The following is a 26,173-nucleotide window of genomic DNA, read 5'->3' on the forward strand; positions in this document are numbered from 1 at the left end:
TAAAATAAAGTAATGCAAAATACACTTAAAAGAATTTTAGTTTTAGCTTCAGTCGTTTTCTTAATAATTTTGGCTTTCAAATTTTGCCAATTCAAAAAGGATGATGATAAAGATATTGAATACAATACTAATTTAATTCAACAACAAATTCTGAATGTTGGAAAATTAGTTGTGACCGAAGGACATTTTTCAGAAGTGATCACATATAAAAATCAGCAGAAATATTTCCTGGATATGGTTTCTTTTGAGAAGAAAGCGCTTGTTGTTGTAAATGCAAATGTTACCGTTGCCTACGATTTGCATAAAATGAAATATGACATCGATGAAAAAAACAAAACCATCACGATTTTAAATATTCCGAAAGAAGAAATTAAAATCAATCCGGATATTAAATTTTATGATATCGAGCAAAGCCAAATGAACCCGTTTACGGGAGATGATTATAATAAAATCAATAAATCGGTTAAGGCAAATCTGGCCAAGAAAATTGAGAATTCATCCCTGAAAACAAACGCTCAAAACAGATTGATAAGTGAATTATCAAAGATTTTAATTTTGACCAATTCAATGGGTTGGAAACTACAATACAACGGAAAAACAATAGAATCTGAAAAAGAATTTAATCAGGATTTGAATTCAAAGTTGTAAAGAAAAAAGAATCTCGCAAAGACGCAGAGTTGCAAAATTTTTTCTCATTTTATGTCATTCCTCGTTCCTCGGAATGACAAACAGTACGCTTAATCACTTCTTTTTTTTTAAAACTTTGCGACTTTGTGACTTTGCGAGATTAAATTTATACGGCTTCCTTGTCGAAAATCAAATCCAGTCCGCCCGAAATCAAATGTGCCACTTCAGGACGCTTTTCTTTCAGTTGATCCAAATAAACCAATACTTCCTGTAGTAATTGTTTTTCATCTGAATCTTTCAAAAGCTCTGCAATTTCAACAGCAAGTAGCCAATCATTAGAATGATCATTTTTTAGTTTCTCAAAAACAGATTTTAGTTCAGCATTAGAATCTTTATTTTCTCTTATGGAACGAACAGTCTGATAAAGAACTTCCAAATCATCACGCTTGTCTGTATGTTTTGCTTTAATGGTTTGAGAAGTCGGAACAATATTAATCAGATCAAAACTATTCACATCAGCTGGACCGGAAAAAGCAGAAACTACTTTTTTACCAATGGCCATATCGTAATTTCCCCAGTCAGGCTGAAACAAAATCGTTTCGCCGTGTGTTACGGTACAATTTCTGAAACTGATTAAAATGATTTCTCCGTGTAAGTTTCTGGACCCTGTAATGATTTCTCCTTCCACAATAATATTGCCTTCAAATTCCAATTTAACGGTTTCATTTTCTACGATACTGTAAGCCTGCAAGTCCTTCGGGCTCATATCCTCAATCGCTAGATTGAAACCTTTTAGTTTTCCAATCGGACTGCCAAATCCATGTGGATGCGTTAAAGTTCCGTGGCCGACTAATTCTTTTTCACGATAGGATAAAGCTGTTTTTCTAGTAGTCTGAATGTAAACCGGTTTTCCTTCCTCTTCCAAAACATTGGTAAAAACGCCTGAAATTTGTAAACCAGTACTCAATTCAATTGTACCTAAAGCATTCGAATGAATCAGTTTCTGAATTCCGGAAAGGCCTCCGGTTCTCAACGCCATTTTATTCGCAAATTCTTCTAAAATCAAACTTAAATAAGAAAAATTAGGCGTTACATAAAGTTGAGGCTGTAATTGCGTAATATCAAAATTCTGATTCGCAGCCGAAATGTCATAAGGGATTTTCTTTACGTTATCTGTCATACACCACGAGCTTTCTCCGATCGAAGAAAGTAATCCGGCACCATATATTTTTGGGTCTTCAACAGTTCCAATTAAACCGTATTCCACTGTCCACCAATGCAGGTTTCTAATTTGAGCCATTTCAGATAATTCGCCCATATTATTTTGTAAATCAGCAACGGCTTTTTCAGCTTCGTCAATTTTTTCTTGTGGCGTATCTTCGGCTTCTTTCAAAATTGAAAGCAAACGAATCGCTTCATACATCTGGTAATCTTTGTGAGATGAAATCGCTTTGCATCCAATTTCTCCAAAACGGCGCAAATATTCCGCATATTCAGGATTCGCAATAATAGGAGCGTGGCCGGCACCTTCGTGAATAATGTCTGGTGCGGGTGTATATTCAATATGTTCTAATTGTCTGATGTCTGAAGCTATAACCAAAACGTTATANAGGAGCGTGGCCGGCACCTTCGTGAATAATGTCTGGTGCGGGTGTATATTCAATATGTTCTAATTGTCTGATGTCTGAAGCTATAACCAAAACGTTATAAGCCTGAAATTCCATAAAAGCATTCGGCGGAATAAAACCATCGACAGCAACGGCAGCCCAGCCAATTTCGGTCAGAATACGGTTCATTCCATACATACTCGGAATAGAATCGATTTCGATTCCGGTTTTTTTCAAACCATCCAAATACGAATGATGGGCAACCTTTGATAAGTAATCTACATTTTTGCGCATCACATAACGCCAAACAGCCTGATTAATCGGCGTATAATCGCTATAATCCTGAGGTTTAATAAATTGCTTTAAATGTTTANTAATCTACATTTTTGCGCATCACATAACGCCAAACAGCCTGATTAATCGGCGTATAATCGCTATAATCCTGAGGTTTAATAAATTGCTTTAAATGTTTAGGCAATCGCTCTAATAACGGGTTTGTCTCAATATTTGGATTCATTTCGAAAACGTTGTAGATTAAGAATGTAAAATTACGAATTTAAGGCGCTAATTTTTGCTATTCATCACAATTTTTTTGTTCGAAAGTGTTTTTTATTGAGGTTTTAATAGAAATTTGTTTTGAAGTTGTAGTATGATTTTTAGGAGCTAGTCCTGCTATCCGCTTGTATCTTTTCCTTTGCTGAAGGAGCAAGAAAAAGGATTTCTCCCGAAGCCTCGGGACTATCAGGGCTAGGGGATCTGTTTTCAAAAGAATATTTTCAAATTATAGAAATAACAATTTTTAGCAATCGTTATTTTCATAATTAACTTTTTCCATTTTGGCTTCGTACGATTCCGTTTCCTTTTTAGTCATTTTGGCTTCCTTCAGCTCCACTTTCAATTGTTTTTTGCTGTCAGAACTGATCCATAAGCCGCTAAAAGTAGTTTCGTCTTTTTTCAAAATCATAAGACCCGTAAAGCCATGTTCTACCAATGCAAATTGATTTTCATTTTTGGTATTTTGAGTAATGTCCAATTGAATCCAACTGCCGGATTTATCGTAGCGATACATGGCAGTATAAAGTAAATCGGCTGTACAAGGGTTTTCTTCTGTCTTAATAAAAAAAGTAACGGCTATTTTTCCATCAATTGTGCCTTTGTATAAATTGCTTTTAGAGGCCTGAGCATTGGAAGAAATAATGATAAAGAGAAAAAATAGAAAAGATAGGAATGCTTTTTTCATGTTTTAATAAAAATTGTTCCCGCCAAATTTAGTTATTTAGAAATACCAATGGAATTAATTTTTATTGATTCTCTAAATTCCTGAAATAATCAATTTTATGATTGAACATATACGCCATATTTTCGGCTCTCATTTTTGCTTCTTCTGTAACAGGCCCGGCAAAAAGCCCGTCGATTGAAGAGTTGAAAAGAAAAACCCAGCGGTCAAAATGAGTTTTATCTACAGGTAATTGTTTGTGAGGCGGAAAAGGAGTTCCGGAATAAGCACGAACATCAAATAAAATAGTTTGCCAGAATCCATACATTTTTTGTAAATGCATAGGCCAGCGATCCTGCAATTTATCATTAAAAATCGGACCAAGCAGATCGTCCTTTCGAACCTTATCATAAAAGGTATCGACCATTAATTTTATGTCCTCTACGTCTGAAATATCTTTAAGAGCAGCCATGTCTTCTATATAAAAAAGTGAAGTGCAAAAATACAATTAAACTTTATCTCCTTCGATGATATTTGTCATTTTACAACTAATTTTTGATATGAAATGGATGGAAATAAATGTTTCGGTTCAAAAATAAAAACTTATAATTTGCTGTTTTTTAGTTGGTTGTAAATATTTGATTTTTAAAGTGAGATTTTGGTTCTTTATTATTTTTTAAATAGTTGAAAATCAATAATTTAAAAAATAAGCAGATGAGTTTTTGTTAAGTTGGTTTTTTAGTTTGATGTGTATTTGTAAAGTCGGAGTTTTATTAAATTGATTAAATTTAACATAATATTGTTTTGTATTAATAAAATTAATCTTAAAAAATAAGAAAAATTCAATTTCTAAAAACTCAAAAACTATGCGTAAAACTACCCAAAAACCTACAAAAAAGACCAATTTAATTATAATGGCGCAAGTCCTTATAATGTTGCTGTTTATTACAACGGTAAAAGCACAAACGGTAACTCCATGGATAACCAGTGGAGACCAAACTAAATTACTGCAGCAACAATCAACTGTCAGCTTCGGAACCAATTCAGGAACTAATCCTTCTACTGTTACCGTTAATGCAGGAACGACTTACCAAACTATGGATGGATTTGGTTTTACATTAACCGAAGGAAGCTGTGAAGTAATCAGTGGTATGGCCGCAACTCAGCAAAACCAATTGTTAAATGATTTATATAATCCCACAACTGGGTTAAATGCCAGTGTAGTTCGTATTAGTATTGCAGCTTCAGATTTAAGCAGCTCTTCTTATAGTTATAATGAAACTGCCGGAGATACAAATATGAATAATTTCAGTCTTAATGGACCAGATTTAACCTATTTGATTCCGATCATCAAAAAGATAAAACTGATTAACCCTAACATTAAGATATTAGCGACGCCGTGGTCAGCACCGCGTTGGATGAAAACTAATAATTCATGGGTTGGAGGAAGTTTGCAAACACAGTATTATGCAGCGTATGCCAGGTATTTTGTAAAATATTTTGATGCTATGGCGGCTCAAGGAATTTCTATTTGGGGAATCACACCTCAAAACGAACCTGAAAATCCGAACAATGAACCAAGTATGCTAATGAATTCAACAGAGCAAAAAAACTTTATTAATAACCAACTTGGTCCGCAAATGGCAGCTGCCGGATATGGTGGAATTAAAATTATAGCTTTTGATCATAATTGTGATAATACAGCTTATCCTATTGATGTTTTAAATAATAGCAGTTATGTTGATGGCGCGGCATTTCATTTGTATTTAGGAAATATTTCAGCTATGTCAACAGTACGAAATGCGACAAATAAAAACGTTTATTTTACAGAACAATATACTGGATCAGGCGGTAGCTTCAGTGGAGATTTTGGCTGGCACATGCAAAATGTTGTTATTGGTAGCGCAAATAACTGGTCAAAAACAGTTTTAGAATGGAATGCAGCAAATAATTCAGGCTTAGGGCCACGTACGCCTGGCGGATGTAATACTTGTTTAGGCGCCATTACGGTGAACAATAGTACGAGTTATACCAAAAATGTGGCGTATTATATTATTGGTCAAATCTCAAAATTTGTAAAACCGGGAGCTTTAAGAATTTCTTCTTCAAGTTCTAGTGGAAGCATTTTTTCAGCTGGGTTTAAAAATCCTGATGGATCAATTGCGCTTGTCGTGTATAACTCGGGATCAGCCAATACAATCAAAGTTGTTTCAGGATCATCAGCATTTAATTATTCGGTTCCGGCTTCATCGGCAGTTACTTTTAATTGGGGTACAGGAACACCACCTGCTACAAATCTTCCGGGATATTACAATATCATTTCCAGAAACAGCAATAAAGGTTTGGATGTAGCGGATAATGCGACAACAAACGGAAGCCGCATTCAGCAATATGACATTACAAATGGAGGAGGAAATAACCAACGCTGGAAATTTGTTTCTGACGGAAGTGGCAATTACTACATTATTGTAAAATCGACAGGAATGTACCTTGCCCCAGAAAACAACGGAACAGCTGATGGATTAAAAGTGCAGCAAAAGACATTTTCGGCATCCAACGAATTTAAATGGACGGTAACAATTCTTGGTGGAGGTTACTATAAAATTATCAATGTAAATAGTGGAAAATCATTAGACGTTGAAAATGTTTCGACTGCAAATGGTGCCAATATTCAGGTGTGGACTTATACCGGCGGACTAAATCAGCAATGGCAATTAGTACAGGTTGAATCTACAGCCAAAAAAGCTTTGACAATAACAGAAAATGAAAGCCCGAATGATATGGCAATTTTCATTAATTCTACAAATGATTATTTAAAAATTGATACCAATCATGAAGGAAACGGAGATGTAGAGATATTTTCAATCGCAGGACAAAGTGTTTTAAAGAAAACCCTGAGTTTTGTAAAAGGAAGCCAATCTGAAATTGAAATTTCAAGATTACCAAAAGGTGTTTATGTAGTAAGGATCAACGATAGTGAAGGATCGTACTCTAAAAAAGTGCTGAAACAATAACTACAATTTAGAGTTCAATTAGTAATTTATATTTTGATTTGAAAAGGCTGTCTAAAAATTTTAGACAGCCTTTTGTTTTTTAGCCAATTAATTGTGTAAACAAATCTTGATTATCATTTAAATATTGAAACTCAAAACCATTTTTAGTCATATTGAGTTTAATATCCATAATGTCTTTTTTGTTTTTCAATTCCAATCCAACCACTACAGATCCCACTTCGCGATTGTTTTTTTTGTGAAATTGAAAATAAGTGATGTCATCATCCGGACCTAAAATATTATTTACAAATTCTTTCAGAGCGCCCGGACGTTGCGGAAACTGAATCATAAAATAATGCATCAAACCTTCATATAATAAAGAACGCTCTTTTATTTCGGCTGTTCTTTCAATATCATTATTGCTTCCGCTGACAACACAAACAACAGTTTTACCTTTTATTTTGTCTTTGTAAAAATCCAAGGCAGCAATAGTCAATGCTCCGGCTGGTTCGACAACCATTGCTTCTTCATTGTACAAACGCAAAATGGTGGTGCAGACTTTTCCTTCCGGAACCAAAATTATATCTTCTAAATTTTCCTTGCAGATTTCAAAAGTCATATCGCCTACTTGTTTTACAGCGGCACCGTCAACAAATTTGTCAATGGTTTTTAAGGCTGTGTTTTTGTTTTCTGTTATAGAAGTTTTCATCGAAGGGGCTCCTTTTGGCTCAACACCAATTATTTTTGTATTCGGACTGAGATGTTTAAAAACTTCAGATAGACCAGAAGCTAGTCCGCCGCCGCCAATCGGAACAAAAACATAATCAATTGGTTCTTTATAACTTTCTAGAATTTCTAATCCAACAGTTCCTTGCCCTGCAATCACTTTTTCATCGTCAAATGGATGAATAAAAATTTTATAATTTTTGATGGCATCTGCGGTTGCTGAAGCGTAGGCATCATCAAAAGTATCTCCGGTAAGAACAATTTCTACAAATGATTTTCCAAATAATTGAACCTGCTTTACCTTTTGTTTTGGAGTTGTTTTGGGCATATAAATTTTGCCTTTTATCTGCAGAAGATGACAAGAATAAGCAACGCCCTGCGCATGGTTTCCGGCACTGGCGCATACAATTCCAATTGCTTTTTCAGTCTCATTCAACGACGAAATTTTGTTGTAAGCACCCCTGATTTTATACGACCGGACAATTTGCAAATCTTCTCTTTTTAATAAAATAGTTGATTTGAATTCTTCGGAGAGATTTAAATTCTGTGTCAGTGGAGTAGCAGCAACTACATTTTCAAGCTGTTTTTTTGCAGCAAGTACTTCATTAAATAGATTCATGTTTTTTGTTTTTTGCCACGAATTGCACGAATTAGCCCTAATTTTTATTTTCTAAAATTGAAAAATGATTTGTGGAAATTTGTGTAATTTGTGGTTATTAAATAAAAAACCTCCCGGTTTGGGAGGTTTAATAAATTATTTTGATTACTTAATTTATATAACACCTCGCACTATTGCTGAATTGCAATAATGTTGATAACGATAATAATGTTATTTAAGTTTGTCATTTCTTGTTCTTTGAAAAACAAATGTATTAATTATTTTGAGAAGAATTCAATAACTGTTTTTAGTTTTTTCTGAAAAACTGATCCCGATAGCTATCGGGAGCACTGAAAACTATTTTTTAACCGGCGGATATTGCGCTAAAACTTTGTTTACGATCTCAGCCACTTTTGCATCTTTTTTATCGACATTTTTAGTTAAGGTCGCAACACCTTCGCCTTGCCAGATCATCTCTTTCTTTTTGGCATCAATCAAATCGATAAATAAAGTCCCTTCTGTAGAAGACGAAACGGTAGTTTGTCCTCCATACATCATATAAGGATTCCATCCCCAACCCCAACCGTAGCCCCAACCGGCATTAAATTGGTTTACGCTTACTTGTTCTCTTGATTTAGTAAAAATATTTACTAATAAATCAGGATTTTCGCTTTTAGTAAAACCTTTGGCCTGCATTTCGGTATCTATCGCGTGTAAAATTCTTCTTTTATCCAAATCAGAAATTTCGACTTTATCAATACCGGGCTTAAAGAAAGCATAGGTTTTATAAGGTGCAAAATCTACGTTTTTATCATAATCAGAATAAACATTGACTGAACTACATGAGGCTAATATTAAAAGCAGAAAAACGGGTACTAATTTGAATGTTTTCATATATTTAAAAATTTAATGTTTTCATTTTAAATTGAATAAGAAAACTTTAAACTAAAATAGAGTCTCGTCAACTATATTAGGCAAAGTTACTTTTAGTAAAGGCTGAACTTCCATTGCTCTTTTTATGGCAAAAATAGCTTCGTCGTTTCGGGCCCAGCTTCGTCTTGAAATTCCGTTGTTAACATCCCAAAAAAGCATTGATGCTAAACGTTTTGAAGCCTCTTTAGAACCATCAAGAACCATACCAAAGCCACCATTAATTACCTCTCCCCAGCCAACACCTCCACCGTTATGAATCGATACCCAGGTCGCTCCCCTAAAACTGTCTCCAATGACATTTTGAATCGCCATATCGGCAGTAAAGCGGGATCCGTCATAGATATTTGAAGTCTCACGATAAGGAGAATCGGTTCCGGAAACGTCATGATGATCGCGCCCTAAAACTACAGTCCCTATTTCACCTTTTGCAATTGCCTGGTTAAAAGCTTCGGCAATTTTGATTCTTCCTTCTGCATCAGCATAAAGAATTCTGGCCTGAGAACCTACAACCAATTTGTTTTCCTGCGCACCTTTGATCCATTTGATGTTATCCTGCATTTGTTGCTGAATTTCATTTGGAGCTGTTTTCACCATTTCTTCTAAAACCTGACTTGCAATAGTATCTGTTTTTTGTAAATCTTCCGGTTTTCCTGAAGTGCAAACCCATCTAAAAGGTCCAAAACCATAATCAAAACACATGGGTCCCATAATATCCTGAACATAACTTGGATATTTGAAATCGATATTATTTTCGGCCATAACATCAGCTCCCGCGCGTGAGGCTTCTAATAAAAAGGCGTTTCCATAATCGAAAAAGTAAGTTCCTTTTGCGGTGTGTTTATTGATTGCTTTTGCTTGTCTGCGCAAAGATTCCTGCACTTTTTCTTTGAATAATTCAGGATTATTAGCCATCATTTCGTTGGCTTCTTCAAATGAAATCCCAACCGGATAATAACCTCCGGCCCAAGGATTATGAAGCGAAGTCTGATCAGAACCTAGATCAATTTTAATGTTTTCCTTGTCGAAACATTCCCACACATCAACCACATTTCCTAAATAGGCAATCGATACGACCTCTTTATTGGCCTTCGCCGAATTTACGCGCTGCACCAATTCTTCAGTAGAAGTTACAATTTCATTAATCCAGCCCTGTTCGTGACGAATTTTCGTAATCTTCGGATTTACTTCGGCGCAGACCGTAATACAACCTGCGATATTTCCCGCTTTTGGTTGCGCACCCGACATTCCGCCCAATCCAGACGTCACAAATAAATTCCCTTCCGGATTTAATTTTATTTTTCTGAAACCATTCAAAACCGTAATCGTAGTTCCGTGTACGATTCCCTGTGGTCCAATATACATATAACTTCCAGCTGTCATTTGCCCGTATTGCGAAACACCTAAAGCGTTCATTTTTTCCCAATCGTCCGGTTTAGAATAATTTGGGATAACCATTCCGTTTGTAACGACAACTCTCGGCGCTTCAGAATGCGAAGGAAACAATCCCATCGGATGTCCTGAATACATGGTTAAAGTCTGCTCGTCTGTCATTTCAGACAAATATTGCATCGTTAATAAATACTGTGCCCAGTTCTGAAAAACAGCTCCGTTACCGCCATACGTAATCAATTCGTGTGGATGTTGTGCCACAGCATAATCCAGATTGTTCTGAATCATATGCATAATCGCTTTTGCCTGCAAAGATTTTCCCGGATATTCATCAATTGGTCTGGCGTACATTCTGTAATCAGGACGCAAACGATACATATAAATACGACCGTATTTTTCTAATTCTTCTGAAAACTCCTGAATTAACTCGGCGTGATGTTGAGACTCAAAATAACGCAAGGCATTTTTTAAAGCCAGTTTTTTTTCTTCAGCCGAAAGAATTTCTTTTCGTTTTGGCGCGTGATTAATCGCTAAATCGTATTGTTTTTTTGGAGGTAATATGGAGGGAATTCCTTGTTGTATTTCTTCTTTGAAAGTCATTAGTTTTATTTTTAGAATTTAGATTGTTGATTTTAGATTTTTGTAAAACGTAAAATCCAACATCTAAATTATTGTATTTAATTATGTCGCTCCACTGGAGCTAAAATTCTGATTGATAATTGTAATGCTATAAACATTGCACTCCTACGGAGTTATTTTCAGCCTTGGAAGGGTATTGTGTTTATAGAAAATAAATATAAATCTATAAATATTGAACTTCTGTGGAGTTTTCTGTAGCCTTGGAAAGGCGCCATGTTTATAGAAAATAAAATCGATCCGTTACAAAAGCTTCATAGAAGCGAAATGTTTATCAATGAAAATTCGATCTGAAATAATTATCTCATTTTCTAATTGACACATTTTCTAATTAAAAGCTAGGGATAACGAATATCCGACCTGTGATAGGATTTGTGGATTTTAATCCTAAATTTTCGTGAGCGAATATCCATTTTATAATTTTAGATTTTAGATTGTTGATTTCAGATTTATTGAATTATCTAATTGACACATTATCTAATTAGACTTCCTGATTCGTCCGGTTTTTTTATCAAACCCATACGGACAATGACGGCAACCGCTTTTACAGCAATAACCACGTTTTAGATGGTGTTTTTCAGTAAAGCATTTATAACCTTCGGGCGTATAGTAAAAATCTTCGCCTTCGATTAATTTATTTTCATTACTTTGCTCTTTCATAAATCTGCTTTCGGTCGTGTTTCATTTCTTTAAAAAATCAAAAATAAATAATTGATTGTGATTTTAATGAAATCAAACAATTTTATGTCTACAAATTTATAAATTTTACAGCCAATGTTTCTGATTGTTGCTAAATATTTAATTCCGAAAGGATATCGCGGAATGGCTGTATTTCCTTTTGTTGTGGTAAAATATGGTTTTGATAAAACGAACGGGACTTTTGTCAACCATGAAAAAATACATTTAAGACAGCAGTTAGAAATGCTGATTCTGCCTTTTTTTATTTGGTACTTTTTAGAATATTTGATTCGGTTGATTCAATATAAAAACAAAGATTTGGCGTACCGAAATATTAGTTTTGAAAGAGAGGCTTATTCAAATGAAGCGGATCATAATTATCTAAAAAATCGATCTTTTTTTCAGTTTTTAAAATATATCACATTAAAATAAAACCGATTTTGAACCAACAAATTCATATCAATTTTCCGAACAATATTTCTTTGGCAATAAAACGTGAAGACTTGATTCATCCGTTTGTTTCCGGAAATAAATTTAGAAAACTAAAATACAATTTACTTCAGGCGAAAGCCGAAAATAAAACAACTTTATTAACTTTTGGCGGTGCTTTCTCCAATCATATTGCGGCCGTTGCTTATGCAGGAAAAGAACAGGGTTTTAAAACGATTGGAATTATTAGAGGTGATGAACTTTTTGATAAAGTCGAAGAAAATCCAACCTTAAAATTTGCTCAGGAAAACGGAATGATATTTGAATTTGTTTCAAGAGAAGAATATCGTCTTAAAAGTGAAATTTCTTTTTTAGAAAAGCTAAAAGAGAAATTTGGAGACTTTTATTTAGTGCCTGAAGGCGGAACAAATGAACTCGCAGTAAAAGGCTGTGAAGAGATTTTGACAGAAGAGGATTCCGTTTTTAATTATGTGTGTTGTGCAGTTGGAACGGGTGGCACGATTTCTGGTTTGATTAATAGTGCATTGCCAAATCAGAAAATTTTAGGGTTTCCGGCACTAAAAGGTGACTTTTTAAACGATGAAATTCGTATTTTTGCAAAAAAAGATAACTGGAATTTAATTTCTGACTATCATTTTGGAGGTTATGGCAAGGTAAATTTAGAATTAATCGAATTTATTAATGCTTTTTTGGAGACAAATAAAGTGCCCTTAGATCCAATTTATACAGGAAAGATGGTTTTTGGCGTTATAGATTTAATCAGCAAAAATTATTTTCCTGCTAATTCAAAAATTTTACTCATTCACACCGGCGGATTACAGGGAATTGAAGGAATGAATATCAAATTGAAGCAGAAAAAATTACCAATACTCAAAAACAATGATTAAAAAGATCCTATTGTTCTTTATAGTTGCAGTTCTGGCAAGCTGTTCATCCAGCAAACCGGCTATCGCGACGACCAAAAAACAGGCAGCAGTTCAGAGGCCCCGGACAGTGGCAGCTAAAAAGCAAACTCCTGTTAAGCCAATTGGCAAAAATTACCCTTCTACAAATAATACGACTGAAGTTATTCAGTCGACTTCAAAAACTACCGTTACCAGCAGCTCAATCAACGATTATGTTTTGCAATACAAAGATATTGCAATGGGAAATATGCAGAAATATGGCATTCCTGCCAGTATTATTTTGGCGCAGGGAATATTGGAATCGGGTGCAGGAAAAGGGGATTTAGCTATTGAAGCCAATAATCACTTCGGAATAAAATGCCATAAAGACTGGCTCGGAGAAAGCGTTCGTCATGACGATGATTCGGCTCAGGAATGTTTCAGAAAATACAGAGAAGCTTCAGAATCCTATCGTGATCATGCTCTGTTTTTAGTCGGAAAAAATAGGTATGCTTCTTTATTCACTTACGAAAAAGACGATTACAAAGCCTGGGCAAAAGGATTAAGAGCTTGTGGTTACGCGACAGATCCTAATTATCCGGATAAATTAATTAGTTATATCGAGCGTTATAACCTACATCAATACGATTGTCAGATTACTGGAAAAACGTATGTTGCAATTAATAAATCAGCTCCAACAAGAAAACCATCATATGATGTGGCTTCGGATCCAAAGATAAATATGAACTCAAATGATCCGAGTTTATATGAAGTTCAAAAGGGAGATACTTTATATTCGATTTCAAAAAAATTCAACATACTAGTTGATGATATAAAACAGAAAAACAATCTTTCAGATAATGCGCTTTCCATCGGACAGAAGCTTAAAGTGAAATAATTATCAATTGTTAATTATCAATTATTAATGAAAAAGATAATCTCGATTGGAATTTTTATTTTTGCCATTATTTTGACAATTAGACTTTTTTGCGGGATTTATATACATGATGAATTTGCGGAAAAACATTTTTTTATAAAATATCGTCCATGTTGGAAATGGACATTTTATTCTCCTTTAGGAATGTCAGATAATAAAATCGAAGAACTTTCAGAAGAAAATCAAATTGAACAAAAATACTTTAATGAGTTTGTAAGAAATCAAGGCTTAAGCCGATAAATCTAAAATCAGAACTCTAAAATCTAAAATAAATAATGATCTATAAAAGAAGTAGTCAGCTTTTTGCTGAAGCAGAAAAAGTAATTCCGGGAGGAGTAAATTCGCCAGTTCGTGCTTTTAAAGCAGTAGGAGGAACTCCAATTTTTGTAAAAAGTGCCAAAGGTGCTTATTTGTATGACGAAGACGGAAATAAATTAATTGATTATATCAATTCATGGGGGCCGATGGTTTTAGGTCATGCTTATCAGCCTGTTGTTGATGCTGTGATCGAAAAAGCAAAATTAGGAACTTCATTTGGAATGCCGACAGAATTGGAAACTCAAATTGCTGCTTTGGCTGTTTCTATGGTTCCGAATATTGATAAAATCAGATTTGTAAATTCAGGAACAGAAGCGTGTATGAGTGCCATTCGTCTAGCTCGCGGATTTACAAAAAGAGATAAAATAATAAAATTTGCAGGTTGTTACCACGGACATTCAGATTCATTTTTGATTCAGGCCGGAAGTGGAGCGGTAACTTTTGGATCTCCGAATAGCCCAGGTGTTACAGAAGGAACTGCAAAAGATACTTTATTGGCAAAATACAATGATTTAGAGAATGTAAAAACGTTAATCGAAGCCAATAAAAATGAAATTGCAGCCATTATTATTGAGCCCGTTGCCGGAAATATGGGTTGTATTCCGCCTCAGGAAGGTTTCTTGCAGGGTTTGAGAGATTTGTGTACAGCCAACGGAATTTTATTGATTTTTGATGAGGTAATGACAGGTTTCCGTTTGGCTCGTGGAGGAGTTCAGGAATTGTATAATATCAATGCTGATATTGTAACTTTCGGAAAAGTAATTGGAGGAGGTTTGCCAGTTGGAGCTTTTGCTGCACGTGCTGAAATCATGAATTATTTAGCACCTCTTGGTCCGGTTTATCAGGCAGGAACCTTATCAGGAAATCCGTTAGCAATGGCTGCGGGATTAGCAATGTTACAATCTTTGGATAATGACCGTGCTATTTTTACTCGTTTAGAAGAAAAAACAGCTTATTTAGAAGCAGGAATTGATAGCGTTTTAAAAGCAAATAATGTTGTTTTTACAATCAATAGAGTAGGTTCCATGATTTCTGTTCACTTTGATGCAAACCCGGTTGTTGATTTTCAAACGGCTGCCAAAGGAGATAATGAAACGTTTAAGAAATTCTTTCACGGATTGTTAAACGAGGGCATTTATATTGCGCCATCAGCATACGAAACCTGGTTTATTACAGATGCATTAACATACGAAGATTTAGATTTTACTATTAATGCAATTGATAAGGTTTCGAAAACATTTTAGTTTTAAAATCAAAACATAAATAAATTTAAGGTTCAGCTTTCTCAAAAGTTGAACCTTTTTTATTAGTTAATAAAAAGTTAATGAGTAGATGTTTTCTTGGATTATTGCAATCAAAAATTATTTTTGTTTGTCAAATAACCATTAAACCAAAAATAAATGAAGAAATTTTTCATTTTATCTACTATAGCAGCTTTGATGCTATTTCCTGTTAACCAATTTGCCCAATCTAAAAAGAAGAAGTCCAAAAAGGAAGAAACTGCAACTCCTCCGCCAGAAAAAAAATCAGAGTCAACTATTAAAGAATACAGTAAAGTAATTACGAAAGATGCTGTTTCTGATGAAGGACTTTTTACAGTTCATAAAGTAGATAAAAAGTACTATTTCGAAATCCCAAATAAATATTTAGACAAAGACATGCTGTTGGTAAGCAGATTGTCTAAACTTCCTTCTAATTTAGGTGGAGGATATGTAAATGCCGGTTCTGAAACCAACGAACAATTAATTGTTTGGCAGCGTTTTCAGGATAAAATCCTCATCAAATCTAAATCATATAACGCTGTCGCAAACGATACTTTGCCGATTAGTATTTCGGTAAAATCAAATAATTATGAGCCAACCTTATTTGCTTTTGACATTGTAGCTTTTAGCAAAGATTCGGCAAATACCGTAATTGATGTGACGAAATTTTACAGCACAGATGTAAAGGCAATCAGCGGAATATCAGCAGAAATGCGAGAAGTATATAAAGTAAAAGCATTGGATGATTCAAGAAGTTTTATCAATACAATCAAAAGTTTTCCGATGAATATCGAAGTAATCCAGGATATGACGTATAATGCTTCAAAACCATCCATGTTAGAAGAAAGTGAATCGATTAGTATTCAAATGAATCAATCGATGGTTTTATTGCCGGAAGTGCCAATGAAACCTAGACTGGCAGATCCGCGTGTGGGTTGGTTTACAGTTAGTCAATATGATTATGGAAGCAATGAATTAAAGTCAGATCTTAAAACCTATATTCGCCGTTGGAGATTAGAACCGAAAGATCCTGAAGCTTATGCAAGAGGAGAATTGGTTGAACCAATAAAACCAATTGTCTATTACTTAGATCCTGCGACTCCTGAAAAATTGAGAAAATATATTAAACAAGGAATTGAAGAGTGGCAAAAACCTTTTGAAACGGCCGGATTTAAAAATGCGATTATTGCAAAAGATGCTCCAACAAAGCAGGAAGATCCTGATTTTAGTCCGGAAGATATTCGTTATTCTGTAATTCGTTATGTGGCAAGCACAACCAGAAATGCAGTTGGGCCAAGCGTTTCAGATCCACGTACTGGAGAAATTATCGAAAGTGATGTTATTTGGTATCACAATCATTTGCGTTCGTACAGAAACCGTTATTTGTTAGAAACCGGAGCTGCAAATCCAAAAGCAAGAACTTTGCAAACCAGTGATGAAGAAATGGGCGAAATGATGCGTATGGTAATCGCTCACGAAGTGGGTCACGCATTAGGTTTTCCTCACAATATGGGCGCGAGCTCTTCGTATGATTGCGAAAGTTACAGAAACGGAATTTTTACACAAGAAAACGGAATTTCAGCCAGTATAATGGATTATGCCCGATACAATTATATTGCACAGCCGGGAGATCAAAATATTCGATTTATTCGTAAAATGGGAGCGTACGATCATTATGCTTTAAACTGGGGATACAGAGTGATTCCAAATGCTAAATCTCCTCAGGATGAAAAAGCAACTTTAGACAAATGGATTTTAGATAAAGCCGGAAATCCGATTTATAAATTCGGAAAACAAAGCAGTGCATTTGATCCTTCTTCACAAACTGAAGATATCGGGAATAATTCGATGAAAGCAAGTACGTATGGTATGAAAAATCTGGAATATGTTGCTAATCATTTAAGCGAATGGACGAGCAATGTAACCAATGATTACGGAGATTTAGATGAATTATACAAAGAAATGTTAGATGTTTGGAGTCGTTATGTAGGTCATGTTGTAACCAATGTTGGAGGAGTTTATGAAAATACTAAAAACCCAAATCAGGCAGGAAATGTTTATGAAGTAGTTCCGAAAGCAAAACAAATTGAAGCGATGAATTGGTTACAGACAAATGCTTTTGCATCTCCAACCTGGATTGTAAATGTCAATACATTAAAAAACACCAATTTTGCAGGTTACACAGAAACATTTAGAAATCTACAGGTTAGACATTTAAATAATTTGTTGAGTCTTGGTCGAATTGGAAGATTAATGGATAATGAAATTCTGGGCGCTGATACGTATAAAGCACTTGATTTATTTAAAGATACCCGAAAAGGAATTTGGAAAGAAGCGGGTACAGCAACTAATGTTACCATTTACCGTAGAAATCTGCAAAGAGCTTATATTGACAGAATGGCCTATTTAATGACCGAGGAAATTAAGCCAGCAGACAGATCAACGGTGTATTACAATGTATCTCAGTCTGATTTAAGAGCTTTGGTTCGTGGTGAATTAAATGTTCTGAAAAAATCACTTGCAGCAGCAAAAGCTTTGGGCGTAAGTACAGAAACAAAATACCATTATGAGGATTGCATCAAAAGAATTGATTTGATATTAAATCCGATTAAATAGATTTATAGAAATAAAAAAAGAGGCTTAAATTAAGCCTCTTTTTTTGTTTTGGGACAAAAAGTTAGATTTTCTCTTTTTTGTATTCTTTCATTTTCTCTCTAGCCTTGTCTTTGTTTTGCTCCTGAATGGTTTTCCATTTTGTGTATTGGTCAGCAGTCAGAATACCTTTCATTTTAGCATCGTTAGCGTCTTTTTCTGCCATCATTTCTTTTTTGAAAGCGTCTCTTTCTTCAGCTGTTGGTTTTACATCGCTGTCTTTTTTCGCTTGACGGGCTTCTCTGAATTTTTCAGCTTTTGCACTTCTTTCGGCTAATAATTGTTTTACCTGCGCTTGTTGATTAGCATCTAAATTTAATTCAGTTGTTAATTTTTTCAACTGTTTCTCATTACGCTGTTCCGGAGTCATTCTTTCTTTGTGCTCTTTATGATCCTGAGTTGGATTATTATCCGTGTCTTGTGCAAAACTTGCTACTCCAACGAATAACAAAGCTGCGATAAATAATTTTTTCATGATGTAAGTTTTTTAATTGTTTATATCGTTTAGACTTTAGCAAATTCATTAGGTTTAATTTGATTCTCAGAATTATATTTTATTTAACAAATTGGAAATTAATTCATTAAAAACGCTTTCATAAGGATAAAATTACAGATTTAATTGCGTATTTTTAAGCTACAAACAAGCTAAGAACTTATTATGAATATAGAATCTCCATCAAACAATAATAAAATTGCGTTTTTCTCGACGCAGCCTTACGATAAAACGTTCTTTAATAAATACAATAAAGATTTTGGTTTTGACTTGGATTTCTTTGAAACACAATTGAACCCTCAAACCGTAATTTTAATCGAAAATGCAGCAATCGTTTGTGTTTTTGTAAATGATATTGTGAACGAAGCAGTGATTAAACAATTGGCAGAAAAGAATGTAAAAATTATTGCCTTACGCTGTGCCGGTTTTAATAATGTCGATTTAGAAGCTGCCAAAAAATTCAATTTAAAAGTATGCCGAGTTCCTGCTTACTCTCCGCAAGCTGTTGCAGAACACGCTATGGCGATGATTTTGACTTTAAACCGAAAAACACATAAAGCTTATAATAGAGTCCGGGAGCAAAACTTCTCTCTAAACGGATTATTGGGTTTTGATTTATTCGGAAAAACAATCGGAATTATCGGAACCGGAAACATCGGAAAAGCATTTGCGAAAATAGCTTTAGGTTTTGGATGCAAAGTTCTGGCTTATGATATCGTCACAAATCCTGAAATGGAAAAAGACGGAGTTGAATTTGTCTCTTTAGAAAACATTTTCAAAACTAGCGATATTATTTCGTTGCATTGCCCATTAAACGAACAAACGAAACACGTAATCAATAAAAGGTCTATTGATGAAATGAAAGACAGCGTTATGATTATCAATACCAGCCGTGGCGGATTAATAGAAACAGCCTGTGTTATTGAAGGTTTGAAGGAAGGTAAAATAGGTTATTTGGGAATTGACGTTTACGAACAGGAAGAAAAATTGTTTTTCAGAGATCTTTCTGCAGATATTATTCAGGATGATGCAATTCAGCGTCTAATGAGTTTTCCGAATGTTTTGGTAACAGCACATCAGGCATTTTTTACCAATGAAGCTTTGACCCAGATTGCTTTGGTTACTTTTAATAATATTAAAGCATTGATCAATGAAAATGATATTGAAAACAAAGCGTCGTTACGGGTCTAAATTCAAATCATATTATTAAACCCGACAGGTTTTTAATCCCGAGGCTTTGGGACTGTCGGGTTTCAAAACGTAATAGTAAGAATCTTAAAGAAAAGAAATTATGAAAAGTAAATTTTTAATTTTCCTGGGAATCATGGTGATGATTTCCTGTCAGAATAAAGAAAAACCAACATCAAAAAATATCATCAAAACCATTGCAGAAGATACGTTATCGAAAACAGCGGCCGGTACCGCAGATTTAAGCGAAGCCCCTCCCAGAGATGATAAAGCAGTTGAGACGATCAGAAAACAGCTTTTAGTATTGCTGAAGAAAGATTTACCGGCTATGACAAAAGACGATCGATATTTTTATTATGAAGCTTACGATTTAAATAACGATAAGAAAAACGAATATTTTGTTGGTTTCTCTAATCCTTATTTCTGCGGAAGCGGAGGCTGTTCAGGATATATTTTAAATAACGACGGAAGTGTAATCAATTCTTTTACAGTAACTGACTTTCCTTTTTTTGTAGCAAATACTTCTTCCGAAAAATTTAAGGATCTTATTGTAAAAAGTGGAAATACATTGCATTACCTAAAAATGATAAACAGAAAATACCCATCAAATCCATCGGTTCAGGAAAAATGGAAAGGCGATATTCCTAAGGAATCTCCTGTTGTTTTGGATATTTATTCTAAGAAATTGGAGAAGTATTCGTTTTAGATAAAACATAAAAAACCCGACAGATTTTTTATGTAGACTACTTATTTAATATTTTATAAAGTACTTTAGGATTTCTGCGATTGTCCCAAAATGCTACAACGATTAATTCATTCGTAGTTATTTTGTAAAAGATATTATAATGTCCTAGTGTAGAAGTTCGAATATTAGGAAAATCTGTTTTAATATAAATTTCCGGATTAAGAGATAAAAACCGAACTCTTTCCATTATTTCAACAATTAACTTTTTTGAATAAGTAGGTGATTTATTTCTTTTTTTCCAGTAACTTAATATTTTTCTTCTTTGTAAAACAGCAGTATTAGTCCAGATTATTTTGATAGCCATTCTAAATCTTCTTTATCTAAATCTTCCTGAGAAATAACTCTGCCGTATTTAATGTCTTCTTCACTTTCCTTCAGCATATCTAATTCATATTGTTCAAATTGATAAACTTCAGAAGTATCTGCATTTTTTAAGAGATTTCTAATTTTTTCAAGTAAGCTTACATCCTCAATGTTTTTTAACCTGTCAAATATTTCTAGTTTTATTTCTAAAGTGCTCATAATTATACGATTTTGAGTGTTCAAAAGTTATGTAAATTTAATAAAAAGCCCGACAAGTTTTAAAACCTGTCGGGCTATATTATGATAAAATAAGATTAAAAAACTATTCCACCAATTCAACTGTCTTAAACTCACCTTCAATAGCAACTTTAGTCAAGCCATGTTTAGATAAATTTTTCATGGACGCATCCCATTTTTTACCACTTAAATTCGCAGTAATTTTTAATTGCTGAAGATCCATTTTATTTTCATTTCCTTTCAATAAATCCACGATAAATTTCTCTTCATCAGACAATTCAATCGAAGCTTGTTTTTTTTCCGGACGCATTTGCGGAAACAATAAAACTTCCTGAATTGATGCATTGTTTGTTAAATACATAATCAAACGATCCATACCAATTCCCATTCCAGATGTTGGAGGCATACCGTATTCTAAAGCTCTTAAAAAGTCTTCATCAATAATTCCGTTTGCTTCATCATCACCTTTTTCAGACAAACGCATTTGGTCTTCAAAACGCTCACGTTGATCAATTGGGTCATTCAGTTCAGAATAAGCATTTGCAATTTCCTTACCACAAACCATCAATTCAAAACGCTCTGTAAGTTCTGGATTGTCTCGGTGTTCTTTACATAAAGGCGACATTTCTTTAGGATAATCCGTAATGAAAGTTGGCTGAATATAATTTCCTTCACATTTAGCGCCAAAAATTTCATCAATCAATTTTCCTTTCCCCATTGTTTTATCAACGTCAATTCCCATTCCTCTCGCAGCTTCAAACAATTCGTCTTCGCTTTTTCCTGAGATATCAAAACCAGTAAAATGTTTGATAGAATCCGTCATGGTAACACGGGCGTAAGGCGCTTTAAAATTGATTTTGTGCTCGCCAAAAGTAACTTCGCTGGTACCGTTTACGGCAATCGCGCAATGCTCAAGCAAACCTTCAGCAAATTCCATCATCCAGTTGTAGTCTTTGTAGGCTACATATATTTCCATAGCGGTAAATTCAGGATTATGCGTTCTGTCCATTCCTTCATTTCTAAAGTTTTTAGAGAACTCATAAACACCTTCAAAACCACCAACAATTAATCTTTTCAAATACAATTCATTTGCAATACGCATGTAAAGCGGAATATCAAGCGAATTATGGTGCGTAGTAAACGGACGCGCCGCAGCACCACCCGGGATAGGCTGTAAAACCGGAGTTTCAACCTCAAGATACCCAGCATCGTTAAAATAACCACGCATAGCGCTAAACAACTTCGTACGTTTGATGAAAGTGTCTTTAACGTGTTGATTCACAGTTAAATCTACATAACGCATTCTGTAACGCAATTCAGGATCATTAAACGCATCGTGAACATTTCCGTCTTCATCCGTTTTTGGCAAAGGAAGCGGACGAAGTGTTTTACTTAAAAAAGTAAATCCGTCAACACGAATACATTGTGCACCCACTTTCGTGGTAAACAATTCTCCTTCAATACCAATAAAATCCCCTAAATCAGTTAATTTTTTAAAAACCGTATTGTACAATGTTTTATCCTCTCCAACGCACAAAACATCGCGATTCACGTACAATTGCAAACGACCTTCGCTATCCTGCAATTCAGCGAAACATGCTTTTCCCTGATCACGAACACTCATCAAACGTCCCGCAACGATCACCTTCTTACCTTCTTCAAAAGACTCCTTCACTTGCTTTGAAGTATGATTTACTGGAAAAAGATTAGCAGGATAAGGATTGATTCCTAAGTTGCGTAAGTTTTGAAGTTTTTCTCTTCTAATGATTTCTTGTTCTGATAATGCCATTTTGTGCTCTTTTTTTAAGTCTGCAAAGATAAAGAAAAGAATGTACATTTCAGAATGCAGTTTTTAGATTTTTTGAAGCAGAAAATTATAGTATTTCAATCACCTTCAGTCCCGCTATCCGCTTGTATCTTTTTTGCAGAAAAAGCAAAAAAGGATACCGCTTCTATCGGGGCTAGATTAGAAGTTTTAGTTTTCAAAAGAAGTTTTAGTTGGAGTATTTGTCATTGCGAGGAACGAAGCAATCACACGATCTAAATCAAATTAGAATAAAATAGAAATAGACAATCAAATGAGATTGCTTCGTTCCTCGCAATGACAAACAAAAAAACCTCAGTATCTTAGCATCTCAGAACCTCAGAACCTTCAAAAAAATGAACTATATAAAAGCCCTTTTACTCTTACTCTTGGTCTCAAGCTGCCAAATCACCGAAACTATAAACATCAATCCAGATGGAAGCGGAAGTATTGAAGTTTTTCAATTACGAGACGAAAACAGTTATTTACAATTAGGACGTCCTCTTTCAGGCTCGGAAAAATTTACAGATACACTATTTGTTTTTCAGGATTATATCACAAAATATGCAGCAACATTTGTGAAATTTAATAAAGCGGATCAGGCGCTGTTTCGGGCACATGCCAACGTTAAAATGCATGTAAAACTAGATCCCATTCAAATGGAAAATTTTAATGTAATTTCTTCTGACTTTAAAAAAATAGAAGAATTACCGAATGTTTATGAAAGCCTTAGTTTGGCAAATTCTTTAAAAGAGAATTATCCGGTTTCAAAGGAATTTTTTAAAATAAAATATACTTTCGATGGGCTTACTTTTAAAAGGAATTTAGTTATTGTTGATCAGGAAGAGTTTGATCGCAATAAAAAAATGCTTGAAGAAAGAAAAAAAACGTACGCTAAACATAAACTAGTACAATCCTATACTTTAAAATATCATTTTCCTGGAAAAATAAAATCAGTTTCGAATGAAAAAGCAATTCTTAGTCCTGATAAAAAATCATTAATATTAGAATTTCAACTTTCAGATTGTTTGCAAAATCCTGAAATGACGAATTTAGAAGTAATTTTGGAGCCAAGTAGTAATTAAAAATAATAGTAAAAGAGATGTAAGGTCATTCAATAAAAACTCAGAACCTCAGAGCCTTTAAAAATAAAATAGAGTTCGTATCTTTGATAAAAAATTAACCATGATGAAATTATATAAATTACTTAGTTTTTCTTTTTTATTGGCAACACTAACAAGTTGCACTTTTACTGAAAACATGTATATCAATGATAACGGAGCCGGAAAATTCTCTGTAGACATAGACGGTTCGGCTTTAATGGAAATGGCAGGCGATCAACTCGGAAATCAAATGGGAGCTGATGCTAAAAAAAATGTCGATTCTACTTTTACCTTCAAACAATTAATTGCTGAAAAACAAGATAGTATTTCAAAATTATCACCTGAAGCTCAAAAGGAAATTAAAAAATTAGAAAATTTTGTGTTCAATATAAAGATGAACGGAGAGCAAAAACAGTTTTTAATGAACATTGCAACTGATTTTAAAAGTGTAAATGAATTGCAGGATATATTACAATCTATGAGCGCTCTTCAAAAACTGGAAGGCGGAAATGCTCCTTCAACTCCGTTTGGAGGCTTAGGAGATAATAAAAGTAAATTGAGCTATACATACGACGGAAAGAAATTTACGCGTGAAGCAATCATAGACAAGCAAAAAATTACTGAGAAAGTCGCTGATTCTACAGCAGATATGTCTAAAATGATGTTTGCTTCGTCAAACTATATTATTAAATATCATTTTCCTAAACCTGTAAAAAAGGTGTCCAACGCAAATGCATTGTTTAGCGAGGATAGAAAAACAATTACAATTCAATACCCTTTCACGGATTATATGGAGAATCCTGACAAACTCAACTTTGATGTCGAGTTTGAAAAATAATAAAAATGAATAAAAAAATCCAACTTCAAGATTTAGGAAGTAAAGATTATAAATCGACCTGGGAATATCAGGAAGAACTTTTCAAAGATATAGTCGACTTAAAAATCAAAAACAGAAGAGAAGAACTAGAATTAGAGACACCCAACTATTTACTTTTCGTCGAACATCCACACGTTTATACTTTAGGTAAAAGCGGTGATTTAGAGAACTTATTATTAAACGAAAAACAACTCGAAGCCAAAGGAGCGACTTTCTATAAAATCAATCGTGGCGGCGATATCACCTATCATGGTCCAGGACAAATTGTAGGCTATCCAATTTTGGATTTAGAAAATTTCTTTACCGATATCCATAAATATTTACGTTTTCTGGAAGAATCGATTATTCTGACTTTAGAAGAATACGGTTTAAAATGCGGAAGAAGCGAAGGTGAGACAGGAGTTTGGCTAGATGTTGGAACTCCGTTTGCGCGCAAAATATGTGCGCTTGGTGTTCGTGCCTCACGCTGGGTAACCATGCACGGATTTGCTTTAAATGTAAATGTCGATTTAGGTTATTTTGATAATATTATTCCGTGTGGAATTCGTGGAAAAGGTGTTACATCCTTACAAGTAGAACTTGGCGTTGAAAAAGTAGATGAAGACGAAGTAAAAGCCAAAATAATCAAACATTTGACTCAATTGTTTGAAGCCGAATTTGTTTAGAAAATAGCTTTTAAAATATAAAATAGTATGAAAAATGCTGAAGAAAATAACAATTATAGAATTGCTGTTCCTTCAGCATTTAAAACTGTTTTTTCTCATTTTTATTTCGCAGAAAATAAAACCGATTTTCCCATCACAAAAACCTTATTGCCGAGTTTTCAAACCATTTTAGTTTTTAATTTCGGTACAAAATCGGTTTTAAGATCAAATCAAAATACTATTCTTGAAGTCGAAAAATGTATTGTTTTAGGTCCAATAAAACAGGCTTTCGATTATACATTAGAGCCAAATTCAGAAATTTTAGTTGCTAATTTTAAAGAAGATGCTTTTTATAGATTCTTCGGAAATGCACTATTTGATGCTTTGCCAATTCATCCGGATGCTTTAATTCAGGAAAATTGTTTCAGCCTATTATGGGAAGAACTTCAAAGTATTCCTGACCCTACGCAAAGAGTGGCTTATATTTTAGATTTCTGCAAACCCTATATCAGAGAACAAAGCAAAATAACCACACTTTTGACCGATTTTAAAGAAGAAAATCTAAATCCGATAAAAACAATTGCTACACAGGTAAATCAGACAGAAAGAAACATTCAGCTGAATCAGAAAAAGGTTTTTGGCTACACCATTAAAGAAGCTAATCGCTACGAAAGGTTTTTAAAAGCGATTACCGAAATCGAAAAAAACATTGAAAGTCATTCTAAAACAGATTGGTTAACCATCGTTAATGAATGCGGTTATTATGACCAAAGTCAGCTCATTCATGACTTTAAATTTTATATGAATATTTCTCCAACAAAATATTTAAAATTTCAAAACGATATCTGCAGTTCAAAAATAGAATAAAGCAAT

General features: G+C 34.2%; 25 protein-coding genes and 1 pseudogene. 14 read left to right on the forward strand and 12 right to left on the reverse strand.

Going from position 1 to position 26,173, the window contains the following annotated elements; genetic code table 11:
* Positions 1-12 precede the first annotated feature (12 nt).
* Positions 13-648 (forward strand): DUF4230 domain-containing protein, encoded by a 636-nt coding sequence (locus ASC72_RS19975; RefSeq protein ID WP_056195042.1) that lies wholly within the window; start codon positions 13-15, stop codon positions 646-648.
* A 145-nt stretch (positions 649-793) separates the two neighbouring features.
* On the opposite strand, the gene ASC72_RS19980 is transcribed toward ASC72_RS19975, so the two are convergent.
* The 4 genes and pseudogenes from ASC72_RS19980 to ASC72_RS19990 all read right to left on the reverse strand — a co-directional run.
* A partial coding sequence (locus tag ASC72_RS19980; RefSeq protein ID WP_241775762.1) for an aromatic amino acid hydroxylase occupies positions 794-2,236 on the reverse strand: 1,443 nt, incomplete at its 5' end.
* Position 2,237: 1 nt separating this feature from the next.
* A pseudogene (locus ASC72_RS24665) lies at positions 2,238-2,607 on the reverse strand (phenylalanine 4-monooxygenase); the annotation flags it as partial.
* A 426-nt stretch (positions 2,608-3,033) separates the two neighbouring features.
* On the reverse strand, positions 3,034-3,474 hold the full coding sequence (locus ASC72_RS19985; protein ID WP_056195045.1) for a hypothetical protein: 441 nt from the start codon (positions 3,472-3,474) through the stop codon (positions 3,034-3,036).
* A 61-nt stretch (positions 3,475-3,535) separates the two neighbouring features.
* Positions 3,536-3,922: a group III truncated hemoglobin gene (locus ASC72_RS19990; RefSeq protein WP_056195046.1), complete on the reverse strand. Its 387-nt coding sequence runs from the start codon at positions 3,920-3,922 to the stop codon at positions 3,536-3,538.
* 394 nt (positions 3,923-4,316) lie between these two features.
* On the opposite strand from ASC72_RS19990, the gene ASC72_RS19995 reads away from it, so the two are divergent.
* The gene (locus ASC72_RS19995; RefSeq protein WP_056195050.1) at positions 4,317-6,464 is read left to right on the forward strand and encodes an RICIN domain-containing protein; all 2,148 of its coding nucleotides are present in this window, start codon (positions 4,317-4,319) and stop codon (positions 6,462-6,464) included.
* A 79-nt stretch (positions 6,465-6,543) separates the two neighbouring features.
* Here ASC72_RS19995 and ilvA read toward each other — a convergent pair whose 3' ends face one another.
* The 4 genes from ilvA to ASC72_RS20015 all read right to left on the reverse strand — a co-directional run bounded on the left by ilvA (position 6,544) and on the right by ASC72_RS20015 (position 11,385).
* Positions 6,544-7,788, reverse strand: a complete 1,245-nt coding sequence (gene ilvA, locus ASC72_RS20000; protein ID WP_056195053.1) for a threonine ammonia-lyase IlvA — start codon at positions 7,786-7,788, stop codon at positions 6,544-6,546.
* Between the two features lie 336 nt (positions 7,789-8,124).
* The gene (locus ASC72_RS20005) at positions 8,125-8,661 is read right to left on the reverse strand and encodes a DUF4136 domain-containing protein (RefSeq protein WP_056195056.1); all 537 of its coding nucleotides are present in this window, start codon (positions 8,659-8,661) and stop codon (positions 8,125-8,127) included.
* Positions 8,662-8,712: 51 nt separating this feature from the next.
* A complete protein-coding gene (locus ASC72_RS20010; RefSeq protein WP_056195059.1) occupies positions 8,713-10,689 on the reverse strand; it encodes a urocanate hydratase in 1,977 nt (658 codons plus the stop codon).
* 513 nt (positions 10,690-11,202) lie between these two features.
* The gene (locus ASC72_RS20015) at positions 11,203-11,385 is read right to left on the reverse strand and encodes a DUF5522 domain-containing protein (RefSeq protein ID WP_056195062.1); all 183 of its coding nucleotides are present in this window, start codon (positions 11,383-11,385) and stop codon (positions 11,203-11,205) included.
* Between the two features lie 114 nt (positions 11,386-11,499).
* Here ASC72_RS20015 and ASC72_RS20020 point away from each other — a divergent pair, with 114 nt between their 5' ends.
* From ASC72_RS20020 to ASC72_RS20045, 6 genes are all read left to right on the forward strand, one after another.
* The gene (locus tag ASC72_RS20020; RefSeq protein ID WP_056195066.1) at positions 11,500-11,835 is read left to right on the forward strand and encodes a hypothetical protein; all 336 of its coding nucleotides are present in this window, start codon (positions 11,500-11,502) and stop codon (positions 11,833-11,835) included.
* Complete coding sequence (locus ASC72_RS20025) at positions 11,832-12,740, forward strand: 1-aminocyclopropane-1-carboxylate deaminase/D-cysteine desulfhydrase (RefSeq protein WP_056195069.1); 909 nt, start codon at positions 11,832-11,834, stop codon at positions 12,738-12,740. Before ASC72_RS20020 ends, ASC72_RS20025 begins: the two co-directional genes overlap by 4 nt.
* A complete protein-coding gene (locus ASC72_RS20030) occupies positions 12,733-13,635 on the forward strand; it encodes a glucosaminidase domain-containing protein (RefSeq protein ID WP_056195072.1) in 903 nt (300 codons plus the stop codon). Before ASC72_RS20025 ends, ASC72_RS20030 begins: the two co-directional genes overlap by 8 nt.
* A 27-nt stretch (positions 13,636-13,662) precedes the next feature.
* Positions 13,663-13,914 carry a hypothetical protein gene (locus ASC72_RS20035; RefSeq protein ID WP_056195075.1) on the forward strand — a complete coding sequence of 84 codons (252 nt, stop codon included), beginning with the start codon at positions 13,663-13,665 and terminating at the stop codon, positions 13,912-13,914.
* 35 nt (positions 13,915-13,949) lie between these two features.
* Positions 13,950-15,236: a glutamate-1-semialdehyde 2,1-aminomutase gene (gene hemL / locus ASC72_RS20040; protein ID WP_056195078.1), complete on the forward strand. Its 1,287-nt coding sequence runs from the start codon at positions 13,950-13,952 to the stop codon at positions 15,234-15,236.
* Positions 15,237-15,392: 156 nt separating this feature from the next.
* The gene (locus ASC72_RS20045; RefSeq protein ID WP_056195081.1) at positions 15,393-17,870 is read left to right on the forward strand and encodes a zinc-dependent metalloprotease; all 2,478 of its coding nucleotides are present in this window, start codon (positions 15,393-15,395) and stop codon (positions 17,868-17,870) included.
* Between the two features lie 61 nt (positions 17,871-17,931).
* Here the strand turns inward: ASC72_RS20045 and ASC72_RS20050 are convergent, their stop codons facing one another.
* Positions 17,932-18,381, reverse strand: coding sequence for a hypothetical protein (locus tag ASC72_RS20050; protein ID WP_056195085.1), 450 nt, complete (start codon positions 18,379-18,381; stop codon positions 17,932-17,934).
* Positions 18,382-18,564: 183 nt separating this feature from the next.
* On the opposite strand from ASC72_RS20050, the gene ASC72_RS20055 reads away from it, so the two are divergent.
* Positions 18,565-19,590: a 2-hydroxyacid dehydrogenase gene (locus ASC72_RS20055; RefSeq protein ID WP_056195087.1), complete on the forward strand. Its 1,026-nt coding sequence runs from the start codon at positions 18,565-18,567 to the stop codon at positions 19,588-19,590.
* A 100-nt stretch (positions 19,591-19,690) separates the two neighbouring features.
* Complete coding sequence (locus ASC72_RS20060; protein WP_056195090.1) at positions 19,691-20,293, forward strand: hypothetical protein; 603 nt, start codon at positions 19,691-19,693, stop codon at positions 20,291-20,293.
* Positions 20,294-20,330: 37 nt separating this feature from the next.
* Here ASC72_RS20060 and ASC72_RS20065 read toward each other — a convergent pair whose 3' ends face one another.
* The 3 genes from ASC72_RS20065 to lysS form a co-directional block, all read right to left on the reverse strand.
* Positions 20,331-20,636 (reverse strand): type II toxin-antitoxin system RelE/ParE family toxin, encoded by a 306-nt coding sequence (locus tag ASC72_RS20065; protein ID WP_056195093.1) that lies wholly within the window; start codon positions 20,634-20,636, stop codon positions 20,331-20,333.
* Positions 20,621-20,854 (reverse strand): hypothetical protein, encoded by a 234-nt coding sequence (locus tag ASC72_RS20070; RefSeq protein WP_056195099.1) that lies wholly within the window; start codon positions 20,852-20,854, stop codon positions 20,621-20,623. The genes ASC72_RS20065 and ASC72_RS20070 overlap by 16 nt, the downstream gene beginning before the upstream one ends.
* Before the next feature lie 103 nt (positions 20,855-20,957).
* Complete coding sequence (lysS, locus tag ASC72_RS20075; RefSeq protein ID WP_056195190.1) at positions 20,958-22,661, reverse strand: lysine--tRNA ligase; 1,704 nt, start codon at positions 22,659-22,661, stop codon at positions 20,958-20,960.
* A gap of 371 nt (positions 22,662-23,032) precedes the next feature.
* Here lysS and ASC72_RS20085 point away from each other — a divergent pair, with 371 nt between their 5' ends.
* From ASC72_RS20085 to ASC72_RS20100, 4 genes are all read left to right on the forward strand, one after another.
* On the forward strand, positions 23,033-23,761 hold the full coding sequence (locus ASC72_RS20085) for a hypothetical protein (RefSeq protein WP_056195108.1): 729 nt from the start codon (positions 23,033-23,035) through the stop codon (positions 23,759-23,761).
* A gap of 100 nt (positions 23,762-23,861) precedes the next feature.
* A complete protein-coding gene (locus ASC72_RS20090; RefSeq protein WP_241775764.1) occupies positions 23,862-24,617 on the forward strand; it encodes a hypothetical protein in 756 nt (251 codons plus the stop codon).
* A gap of 5 nt (positions 24,618-24,622) precedes the next feature.
* Positions 24,623-25,321, forward strand: a complete 699-nt coding sequence (lipB, locus tag ASC72_RS20095) for a lipoyl(octanoyl) transferase LipB (RefSeq protein ID WP_026985780.1) — start codon at positions 24,623-24,625, stop codon at positions 25,319-25,321.
* 27 nt (positions 25,322-25,348) lie between these two features.
* Positions 25,349-26,167: an AraC family transcriptional regulator gene (locus ASC72_RS20100; protein ID WP_056195114.1), complete on the forward strand. Its 819-nt coding sequence runs from the start codon at positions 25,349-25,351 to the stop codon at positions 26,165-26,167.
* Positions 26,168-26,173 lie beyond the last annotated feature (6 nt).

The organism is Flavobacterium sp. Root420, assembly GCF_001427905.1.
Lineage (GTDB): Bacteria > Bacteroidota > Bacteroidia > Flavobacteriales > Flavobacteriaceae > Flavobacterium.